Below are 10,263 nucleotides of genomic sequence, written 5' to 3'. Positions count from 1 at the left end.
AAGCTGGATGGCGCGAACCTGGGAGCGGAGGTCACGACTTCGCCCTACTCCATCCTCTGGGCCACGGCCGGAGTGGCCAACGGCGCCCACACCCTGACCGCGGTGGCCCGGGATACCGCGAACAACACCGCAACCTCCTCGTCCGTCACGGTCACCGTCTCCAACGCCCCCCCGCCCACGCTCTCCATCAACGACGTCTCGGTGAATCAAGCGGCTTCCGGCACGACCAACGCCGTCTTCACCGTCACTCTTTCCGCAGCGAGCGCTCAGACCGTCACCGTGGTCTATGGCACCGCCACCGCCGGGACCGACTATGTGGCTACGGCGGGAAACCTCTCCTTCTCTCCTGGAACCACGGCGCAGACAATCGCCGTCCAGATCAGCGGGGACCCCACCCCCGAGGCCAACGAGACGTTCGTCGTCAACCTGAGCGCTCCCGCCGGGGCGACCATCGCCAAGGCACAGGGTACGGGAACGATTGTGGGGCCACCCGCCCAGAAAGTCGTGTGGACGAACGCGGTGGGGGTGAGCGTCGCTGGCAACAGCCTGACCAAGACCGCCACGGCGGGATGGAATGCAGGAGCGTCCTCTACCACGGCCCTCCTGTCTGGGGACGGGTACGTGGAACTCACGGTGAGCGAGACCAGCAGCGACCGAATGCTGGGGCTCAGCACCAGAGACGTCGACCAGAACTACACCTCCATTGGGTTTGCCGCATACCTGGCCTCGAGCGGCGCGCTCCAGGTCTACGAGATGGGGGTCAGCCGGGGATCCTTCGGGACCTACGCCACCGGCGACGTGGTGCGGGTGGCGGTCGAGTCGGGAGTTGTGACCTACCGGCGGAACGGGGTGCTTCTCTACACGAGCACGGCTGCGAGCTACCCCCTGCTCGTGGACACCTCCCTTTCGACCACCGGAGCCACTCTCGCTAACGTTGTGGTCTCCGCCAACTGGGCCGTCCTGCCGCCGCCGCCCACGGCGCCAACCAACCTCACCGCCACGGCGGCCAGCACCGGTCAGATCAACCTGTCCTGGACCAACACCGGGACCTCCCAGACGGGCGTCAAGGTCGAGCGTTCCGTCGACAACGTCACCTTTACCCAGATCACCATCGCCGGCGCCACCGCCGTCAGCTACTCCGATACCGGCCTCAACTCATCGACCACGTATTCTTATCGCGTGCGCGCCACGAACGTGTCTGGCGATTCGCCGTATTCCGCCGCCGCTAGCGTCGCCACACTGGCGCCCCTGCCGCCACCAACTGCTCCAACCAACCTCGTAGCGGCGGCCGCCGGCAGCGGCCAGATCAACCTCTCCTGGGCGAATACCTCGACTACCCAGACCGGCGTCAAGGTCGAGCGCTCGATCGACAACGCCACCTTCACCCAGATCACCGTCGCCGGCGCCACCGCCGTTAGCTACTCCGATATCGGCCTAAGTGCCTCCACCACTTACTTCTATCGCGCCCGCGCAACCAACGCAGCCGGCGATTCGTCGTATTCCACTACCGCCAGCGCGGCGACGACGTCCCGTGCTATCGCTTTCGTGCAGAAGAACTACGCGACTCCGCAGGCGCCGGTGAGTGCCGTGCGTGTGGCCTTCAGCGCGGCGCAATCCGCCGGGAACCTGAACTTGGTGGTCGTGGGCTGGAACGACACGAAAGCGCAGGTGGCCTCGGTGACGGACACCAAGGGAAATCCATATCAGTTGGCGGTGGGCCCCACGGCCTTCGCCGGCACCCTCACGCAATCGATCTACTACGCGCGAAACATCGCCGGGGCGGCGGCCGGCGCCAACGCCGTCACTGTGGCCTTTACCCTCGCCGCCAACTACCCTGACATCCGCGTCCTCGAGTACAGCGGGCTGGACACCGTCAGCCCGGTGGACGTCACCGCCGCGGCCACGGGCACGGCTACGACGAGCAGCACACCCGCCGTCGTCACCACCCATGCGCCGGATTTGCTTTTCGCTGCCAACACCGTGGCGACTTGGACGGCGGGCGCTGGTACCGGATGGAAGAGCCGCGTAGTCACGACGCCCGACGGGGACCTCGCCGAAGATCGAGTCGTTTCCACGATCGGCAGCTACTCTGCCACAGCGCCTTTGGGGGGTGGCGGCCCGTGGGTCATGCAGGTGGTGGCCATGAGGGGGAAGTGATCCGCACGATGGCGAGGGAGGGCTCCGGCCGACGCAGGGTCCAGAGACATCAGGTTGACGTCCGCTTCCGGCCGGCCCGGCGCCCGTCCGCCTAACGCCCGCGGGGTCCCCCTGGCGCGCGGGGTTGGCGGACCATCACCGCGTAGTCCGCGCCCGTGGTCGGTTCCCCAAATCGCGCCGCCGTCGCAAAGCCCAGGCGCTCGTAGAAGGAGGGGTTTCGGGGACTGAACGTCTCTAGGTAGCAGGTGACAGAGACGCGATCGGCCTCGGCAATGGTCGGTTCCAACAGGTTCCGGCCGAGCCCCTGCCCTTGAGCGGCAGGATCGACAGCGACGATCGAGAGATACCACGCATCATCTCCCACGACCCTCGCGGCCTTGGCGCTCATGAAGGCGACGATGCGATAGTAGTTGGCGCAGCCCTGCGCGCCGAGGGTCGTCTCCAAGAACTCGCGCTTCCTCTCCGCCGCACGCGATCGAACGTCTGGAGTCTGCGGCAGCAGCCATACGGCAACGCCACGCCCTTGGTCGGCGAGATGAACACAGCGCCCGAGGTCTTTGCCCTCTTGGATCGAGTAGGCGAAGTACTGCGCCAAGACCGCGCGGCGGCGACGGGCGTCCTGCACATACCCGGCACAGATCGAGCGGTAGAACGGGTCCTCCTCGAGCGCAGCGACCGCACTTGCACAAGCGGGATCAGGTCTCACCACGTCTCATGCTCGCGTTCAGACACGGACAGTTCTTTCACCAACGCTCTCGCGCTCGTGGCTGACGGTAACGACGACGTTGCCCCTCCTGTGATCCTGCTCGACATACCGCGCTTCGAGAGGTCGGGATCTTGCCCGGAATCGCGTATCACCTTCTGGCTCCCCCCCCCCGCTATTGCAATCTTCGCCGAATCCACATCCAGGGCCCTGCATGTCCGGTATTGGGCCGGCTCCGTTCGCTTGTAGCTCTGCGGTCCCGTCTTTTTTGTCCTTCAGGGTAGACGGGCGGTCTGGCGTGTACGATGGGCAGCCCCATGAGAGGGAAGATCCCATTGATGCTCCTGGCTGGCTTTGCCATAGCCGGGGTGCCTCTGTACCTCGCCTACGCCACCCTCCAACTCGAGTGGCACGACCACGGCTCCATATACGTCAAGCTCCAAAACGTCTTCACGAATGGGCTGCAGGCAAAGGTCCATTTCGCTCCCTTTCTCTACCTGCTGGCCGCGCTGGTGCAGCCATTCAACAGCTTGCTCTTCTTCCTGGCCCTCCACGTGACGGCCCTCGTCCTGGGCGCCTATGCCCTGTTCCTGATCACCCGCGACTGCACCGCCTCCGATTCCACGGCCGCGCTCCTCTTTTTCGCCTTCCTCGCCAACCCCTACGCGGTGGCCGCGAATCTCTATACCCACTACGACATCTTTATGGTTCCCGCCCTCCTCTTCTTCTACCTCTTCATGTCGAGGGAGAGGCTGCCGGAGGCGGTGGCGTGCCTTGTCCTCGCGCTAACCATCAAGGAAGATGTTTGGCTCTACGCGTCCATTTTGATCCTGAGCCGGGCGCGGAGAATGAGCCGTAAGCGGCTGGCCCTCCTCTTGGGAATTACCGCCGGCTACGCCGTGTTTGCCACTGGCTGGCTCTTCCCGCATCTCTATCCGCAGCGCGAGGACGCCTTCGCCCTCCTTTACACCCAAGGGGCTACGAAGTGGGAGGTGCTCCGCTATCTTGTAACTCATCCCTTGAGCACCGGGGTCAAGCTCGTCAGCGGCCCTGGTCTCGCCTTCCTCTCCTCACTCCTCTTCTTGCCCCTATTCGCTCCCCTAAGATCGCTCTCCGCTCTCCCCGTCTTCTACCTCTGGCTCAACTCAACGAGCCCGGCCCGCAACTCCTTGGCCTTCTACTACTCGATCCCTTCCCTCATCCTCTTCGCTCCCGTGCTGCCGAAGGCACTCCTGAACCTGCGGTCCGTCCTTTTGAAGCTGGTGGCCGGCCGTCCCGTGGCCATGACCTTTGTCGACCGCTGGTCCCTGCCCCTCGCGGCCGGCCTCCTCCTCCTGACCGGCGTGGTTCGAAACGTGGCCCTGCCCGACGGCCTAGAGCGCAGCCCCAGCTTGCAGAGCGTGCTCGCAGACGAAGGGCGATTTGGAAAGGGCTACCACGAGCACCACCGCGTGGGCTGGGACATTCTCACAAACCGCATCCCCGGAGGGCGAAGCGTCATCACCCACTTCACGCTCGGCACCTACGTGGCACCGGCTCACGAAACGTACCTGTTCTTCAGAGATGGCAAGGACTTCGAGAGCGGGAAGCTGCAGCCAGACTATGTGCTCTACGATCTTAAGAGCCGATACCCATTGCTGGGGCCACGGCGGATGGAAGAGATCCATGACTGGATGCTGACAAACCGTCAGTACCTGCTGGTCTACAGCAAGGACGGCTACTTCCTTTACCGGCGGACGAGCTGATCGGACCGGGCCGCAGCCGACTCTGGAGGCAGGGTCAAGCCACGACGGCGTTGGGCAGCAGGAAGGCCAGCCAGCGGCGACGCCAGGAGGGAACCGCCAGCACCGCGAGGGTTAGGAGCAGGTCCAGCGCCCAATAGATGCCCTCGACCGCGATGACGACCGGTAGGTGGCGAACCCCGATCCCAAGCCGTTTGCCGGCGAGGGCCACGCGCTTCAGGCGGAGGCCGAGCCGCAGGCCGAGAGCGCAGGCCAGGGTCAACGGTGCCGAAAAGCGCTGTTGGTTGGTTCCGTAGTGCAGCGGCACGAACGTGTCTCGCAGGTGTCGCTCAACCAACCCGCGCAGTCGCCAGGTCGGATCCTCATGGAACAGGATGAGTCGTTCCTCGAGGACGAAGCGCCGGCCCGAGGAGCGGAGGGCCTCTGTCAAGTAGCGATCGCCCCCGATCCGGCCGGCAAACGGACCAAAAGGGTCACGAGCGTACAGCTCGCGCCGAATGGCCACGTTATGGGCCACCGCCGCCGCCCGCTCGAAGGCGGCCTGCCCCCGGTGGAGGTCCCCCCAGGAGTGGGCCGAGCCGATGCGGGTCACGAGCCCCTGGCCATCGTAGTATGACCGGCCGGCCACGCCGCCCACCTCGCGGTCCGCGAAGGCCTCCATGAGGACTCGCAAGCAACCAACCGTGGGCCGGCAGTCAAGATCGCTAAAGAAAACCAGGGCGCCTTGCGCCTCGTTGGCGGCCGCATTCTTTAGGGCGTAATACCCGGCGCCGGGCACGATCAGCTGGCGGAGGGGCAAACTGCTCGGCCGTTCCGGAAGGCCTTGGAGGGGGGCGGGAGAGGCCAGTACTATCTCGGCCCTGTGGGCGGCTAGGGAGGCGGCCTCGCCCATCCACTCCGTCAGGTTGCGCCGGGAGTCGCAGGCGCCGGTGAAGTCGCCCGTCGTCGTTTCCAAGACGACGGTGAGGTCGGGTCCCATGATTCTCCCTCAGCGACGACGGGGCTCGCCCCCCAGCGCGAGCCGGGTCAACTCGAGCGCGCGGATGAGGACCACGGCCACCGTTACTAGCGCTACTCGCGTGTGCTCGCCCGCACCCCGCGGGCGTCGCCGGGCGCCAGCGTCCTTAGCGAGCCCCGCGAGGGTACCCCGCATGGCCAGACCCATAGGCGCATCCAGGACAAGGGTCTTGGCTGTCAGCCCCCCCGTGCGCGCCAGCTCGAAGTAGCCACCCGCCAGTCGCTGAGTGCGCCGGAGCAGCTCTGCGACCGAGCGGCGCGCGGAGTGGCAGGTACGCGCTCCTTCCGCATAGCGGAGGAAGAAGCCGGCTTGGCTTACCCGGTACCCCCACTCCCGGTCCCCGAGCGAACGCAGCCTCTCGTCGAACAGCCCCACTCGGTTGAAAACCGCTCGCCGCGTAAAGAGGTTGGCCGTAGCCCCGAAATGCCAGCGCTCCACGTACTCACGCTGGCGAAAAGCAGCCACGCTTTCGTAGAGCTCGGCCGCTGTCGGCTGCCATGCGTCCGCGATCGCGAGATCGATTCGCCCGGCGACGAGCCCACACTCTGGCTCCGCGAGAAGCGCTCGCACCCCGGCCGCGAGCCAGTCCCGGGCGGGAACACAGTCGGCGTCGGTGAACGCCAGGATTTCAGCCCGGGCCTCGAGCACGCCCCGGTTCCGCGCCGAGTAGGACCCGGGCTGTGGTTCGTGCACGAGCCGCGCTCGGGCCACCCCGGCTACAACCGGAGCGAGGGACTCCACTTCCCCGTTGTCGACGACCAGGATCTCGTAGTCGCCGGGATAGTCCTGGATCGCGAGGGCGGCAAGGCAACGCTTGAGCGGCTCGGTCTGTTCGAAGACAGGCACGATAACGGAGACCAAGGGCAAGGCGGCTTCCAAGGCCGCGGAGGGGGCAAGGAGATTGGAGGGTCGACTGGGCCTGCAAAGGGTATCGTCGAGCGCCCCGCTCATTCAATCGAGGATCATAGGCGATTGCGGCACTTGACGAAAGGACGGAGGTCCGTGACATTCCGGAATCCCCTCGCAAACGGGGTTGCGTCGCTCCTATCGGGATTGGCTTGCGGCGTCTGCGGTCACCACGCCGATCTAGCCCTCCGGCATCTGGGCCCGGGGAACCGGCTTAACGGAATGTACGAAAAAAGGTCGGGTGCCTAAGGGCTGGCATCACATATTCGCCCTGGCAACCCGAAGCCCGCGTGACTGCGGAGACGGCAGTTTCCTCCGCGGGACGCCCCCCCCGGCGCGGGGCACACACGCGACGGAATCGCGGCCTCAGGGAAAGTTGGTTGTGCCGATCTTGGTGCAACCCGGCGCGAGGGAGTAGGGCTGTGGTGCGCTGAGAACGACGTTGTCACGAAGGACTACCTTGGGCCCACAGGCGATGCCGGTGTTCCCGGAGTCTATGACGTGGTTGTTGACACCTATCTGACCGTCTCCTTCGTCATCGAGTGAGATTCCGACTGCCTCTCCCTGTGGGGAGTGGTTGAAAGTATGGGTGACTAGGTTGTTGCTCGTGCTGCTCAGCGGGCCCGATACCTCGATGCCCAGGGCAGCGTTAGGACCCGTGATCTCACCCGGGTCGGTCGAGCCACCCGTGTTCGTCACCACGTTGTTGCGCACCACGTGGTTTCCACCCGTTCCTCGAACGGCGATTCCGTTGACATAGTTACTATCCGCCCAGATGTTTTCCACCGTGTAGTTGCTTCCTGCCCCGTCGAGATTGATTCCATCGAAAAAACCCTTGACGATTCCGTTGCGGACAGTGATGTTCTTGTGGTTGCCCACCGCGAGAATCCCAGTCGTATTGCTCCCCGTCCCCGCTGGAGAGCCATCCAGCGTGAAGTTGTTCAGGTCGAGCCAGACGAAGTCGGCATCGATCGTGATCGCGGCGAAGGGAGGGGAGTTCAATGCGGTACTGAGGTTTCGGTGGAAGCAGTAGTGTCCCGGCGTCGTGATCTTGAAAGGTAGGGAGGTGACGAACTGGTGGCAGAACTCGGTCTCGTCCGCTCGGGCACCGCTTGGCGGGAGAAGCCATACAAGGGCGACAACCATCGACACCATGGGCAATCGGCTCTCTTCTCTGAAAACCCGCATGAACCACCTCCCTTTCGCTGATCCTCAAAAATAAGGCGTCGTCCTCTAGCAGACGCCGCCGCCGCTTTCCTCTTCGAGTACGACCTGGGAGGGGCTCATGCCCGTCCCGGCAGTCAGACGCAGTCCCTGCTACGCGCGACGCCCCCACGCCGTCCACAGGAGGGGCGACGGCATGAAGAACCCGTGGTCGCTGAAGTGAGCGACGTCGCGATCGAACTCCTCCTTGGTCACATGACCGCCGCTCACGATCTCCCCCCGAAGGTGCTCGAAGATGGCGCGGAGAACAGGCGCGCCGGGCGAATGGCACGACCACATCGAGGCCTGCCCTTCGGCTCCGACGGTCTCGAGCCCGTGGGCACGGAGGAGCCCGAAAAGGCGCCTTCCGAAGCTGCGATCTACGCCCTGGCCGTCCATCACACGCGCCATGGCCAGGTAGGTCTTCGGCAGTGCTTCGCCGGGGGCGAGGGACGGGTCGGGCGCGAGGCTCGTCTCGAACTCCTCGTCGACGAGCCACCCTCCGGGCTTGAGAGCCGCGACGAGGCGGGCAAGCACGGCCTCGCGCTCGGGGACCCGCAGCAGGACGAGACGGGCGTGCACGAGGTCGAAAGTCGCCTCGGGGAGGGGATCCCTCGCGAGGTCGTGGCGCCTCACCTCCAGATTGGGGAGGCGCAGCGCTTCGAACCGCCCGGGGTCGCCGTTCGCAACGAGGACGCCCCCGGTGGGGCCCACCCGGGCCGAGAGCCAAGTGGCAATCGAGCCGCCGCCGCCGAGCTCGAGGCATCGCCAGCCCTGGGCTATTCCTCGATCCTTCAGGTGGCGAATCGTTCCGAGGTCGAACACCGCGCCCAGGGCCTCGAACGCACCCTCGAGGCCTGCCTCGGCAGCGCTGGACCGGGGCGCCGGGCCCGCGGAGCGAGGTGCGCCGCACTCTTTGCACCTCTCCGTCTCTCCTCCCAAGGACGCGCCCTGTGAAGGGCGCCGATCCCGCCGCGAGCGCAAGTGATCTCTCATCGCAGGGGCTCGCTCAGGCGACCCTCGCCTCGATGACGTTGTAGCGTCCAGCAGATCGGACGTGAGTCATCCCGAACCCGCCCACGCGCAAGAGTTCGCGGAACTCTTCCTCGGTTCGCTCGCACGCGCCCCCGCCCAGGGCCAGCAGGTTGAGGTCGCTCAAGGCGATCGAGCAGCGATCTGGGTTGGCCCCGGGGTCCTCGGGAAGGATCCCCTCGACGAGCAAGAGCTTCCCGCTCGGGGGCAGGGCGTTGCGGCAGGAGTCGAGAATCCTCAGGCTCTCGGCGTCATCCCAGTCGTGTAGGACACTCTTCAGGATGAGGGCGTCGGCGCCCTCCGGGACGCGCGCGAAGAAGCTTCCCGCGACGAAGTCGCCGCGATCGCCCACTCCCGCCTCGGCCAGGTGCCTCGTCGCGGCCTCCGCGCAGCGCGGCAGATCGAAGACCGTCCCGAGCATCGATGGGTAGGCCCTGAGGATCGCGCTCAGGAGATGGCCCTGGCCCCCGCCCACGTCGATCAACCTCGTGATGCCTGAAAAATCCCAAGCGGCGAGCAAATCGGGGACCACGAGTTCCGTGAGCGCCACCATGCCCTCGTAGAGAGCCTTTGCGGGCCCCGGTGCCATCTCCGCGAAGAACTGGGCGGCACCGTCGGGGCTCCTACCCGTCCGAACCCTGTCCAAGAGGCGCTCCCAGAGCCGAGCCTCGATTTGTGCCTCGAGAATGGCCCAGTGCGCGAAGGATGGCCTCGCACCGTCGGTCAGATGGCTCCCCATGGAGGTGAGGGAAAAGCGCTCGTCGTCGACGCGTTCACAGAGCCCGAGGGTGACCAGGGCACGCAGAAGGCGCCCGAGCGAGCGTTCATCGGCCCCGGTCTCCCTGGAGAGCTCGGGCAGGGCTCGAGCTCCCCCTGCGAGGCACTGGGGGACTCCCAGCCGAACTGCCACGTGGATGACGGTCGTGATGCGCTGGGAAGTGATGAGGTGGAAGAGCGCTGTCGCCGACGGGTCAGAGGCCTGGCGAGGGGACATGCAGCTAGTCCAGCCTCGGGAAAGGCCCCGGGCCCCCCCCGGTGTCCGGGAGCGTCGACGATAGAAGGGAGTCCCGTTGGTAGTGCCCCTTGCCGGTGCTGACGAGTGCGAGGGCCCCCGAGAGGAGTAGAGAGACAAAGGCGGAGGTAAGCCCGGGGCAAAGGCTCCCCCTGCGCTCCCAAACAAAGCCGGCGGCGAACGGTCCTGCGAACCCGCCGAGGCTCGCAACCGATGTGACGAGGGCGATGCCCGACGCAGCGCCGAAGCCGATGACAAAGGCGCCGAGCAGGAACGCGATGTGGGGCGTCCTTGCCCTCCTAGCCTCGAGCCCATCGAACCCCGGCTCGTCGCGGGGAACTGTGCTTGTCAACCGTGCCACCTCCCGGGAGTGAAGGCGTCAACCGCTCGGCCGCCAGGAGGGAACCTTCGAAGATCCCGCCCTTCCCCGCCATGCCTCCCATTAGTGGGGCGCGGGGGAGGTAGGGGTCAATGCCCCCGTGCTCCCCCA

General features: G+C 65.9%; 9 protein-coding genes. 2 read left to right on the top strand and 7 right to left on the bottom strand.

Features of this window, described 5'->3' with window-relative positions; genetic code table 11:
* A partial coding sequence (locus VN461_15785) for a fibronectin type III domain-containing protein (protein HXB56240.1) occupies positions 1-2,157 on the top strand: 2,157 nt, incomplete at its 5' end.
* A gap of 91 nt (positions 2,158-2,248) precedes the next feature.
* On the opposite strand, the gene VN461_15780 is transcribed toward VN461_15785, so the two are convergent.
* Positions 2,249-2,863: a GNAT family N-acetyltransferase gene (locus VN461_15780; protein HXB56239.1), complete on the bottom strand. Its 615-nt coding sequence runs from the start codon at positions 2,861-2,863 to the stop codon at positions 2,249-2,251.
* 314 nt (positions 2,864-3,177) lie between these two features.
* Between VN461_15780 and VN461_15775 the strand changes: the two genes are divergently transcribed.
* Positions 3,178-4,605 carry a DUF2079 domain-containing protein gene (locus tag VN461_15775; GenBank protein ID HXB56238.1) on the top strand — a complete coding sequence of 476 codons (1,428 nt, stop codon included), beginning with the start codon at positions 3,178-3,180 and terminating at the stop codon, positions 4,603-4,605.
* A gap of 34 nt (positions 4,606-4,639) precedes the next feature.
* On the opposite strand, the gene VN461_15770 is transcribed toward VN461_15775, so the two are convergent.
* The 6 genes from VN461_15770 to VN461_15745 all read right to left on the bottom strand — a co-directional run bounded on the left by VN461_15770 (position 4,640) and on the right by VN461_15745 (position 10,125).
* Positions 4,640-5,581, bottom strand: a complete 942-nt coding sequence (locus tag VN461_15770; GenBank protein HXB56237.1) for a glycosyltransferase — start codon at positions 5,579-5,581, stop codon at positions 4,640-4,642.
* A 9-nt stretch (positions 5,582-5,590) separates the two neighbouring features.
* On the bottom strand, positions 5,591-6,487 hold the full coding sequence (locus VN461_15765) for a glycosyltransferase (GenBank protein HXB56236.1): 897 nt from the start codon (positions 6,485-6,487) through the stop codon (positions 5,591-5,593).
* 405 nt (positions 6,488-6,892) lie between these two features.
* Positions 6,893-7,714 carry a right-handed parallel beta-helix repeat-containing protein gene (locus VN461_15760; GenBank protein ID HXB56235.1) on the bottom strand — a complete coding sequence of 274 codons (822 nt, stop codon included), beginning with the start codon at positions 7,712-7,714 and terminating at the stop codon, positions 6,893-6,895.
* Between the two features lie 129 nt (positions 7,715-7,843).
* Positions 7,844-8,554: a class I SAM-dependent methyltransferase gene (locus VN461_15755; GenBank protein HXB56234.1), complete on the bottom strand. Its 711-nt coding sequence runs from the start codon at positions 8,552-8,554 to the stop codon at positions 7,844-7,846.
* 184 nt (positions 8,555-8,738) lie between these two features.
* Positions 8,739-9,755: a methyltransferase gene (locus VN461_15750; protein HXB56233.1), complete on the bottom strand. Its 1,017-nt coding sequence runs from the start codon at positions 9,753-9,755 to the stop codon at positions 8,739-8,741.
* A 4-nt stretch (positions 9,756-9,759) separates the two neighbouring features.
* Complete coding sequence (locus VN461_15745; GenBank protein ID HXB56232.1) at positions 9,760-10,125, bottom strand: hypothetical protein; 366 nt, start codon at positions 10,123-10,125, stop codon at positions 9,760-9,762.
* Positions 10,126-10,263 lie beyond the last annotated feature (138 nt).

The sequence above is a fragment of the Vicinamibacteria bacterium genome, assembly GCA_035570235.1.
Lineage (GTDB): Bacteria > Acidobacteriota > Vicinamibacteria > Fen-336 > Fen-336 > DATMML01.
Note: the sequence above shows the minus strand (reverse complement) of the source record. Positions and strands in the feature narration are given on the sequence as shown.

Bases quoted from the DNA above. Each gene is read 5' to 3' on its own strand.
- VN461_15775 (HXB56238.1), top strand. From the start codon at position 3,178: ATGAGAGGGAAGATCCCATTGATGCTCCTGGCTGGCTTTGCCATAGCC.
- VN461_15770 (HXB56237.1), bottom strand. From the start codon at position 5,581: ATGGGACCCGACCTCACCGTCGTCTTGGAAACGACGACGGGCGACTTC.
- VN461_15760 (HXB56235.1), bottom strand. From the start codon at position 7,714: ATGCGGGTTTTCAGAGAAGAGAGCCGATTGCCCATGGTGTCGATGGTT.
- VN461_15750 (HXB56233.1), bottom strand. From the start codon at position 9,755: ATGTCCCCTCGCCAGGCCTCTGACCCGTCGGCGACAGCGCTCTTCCAC.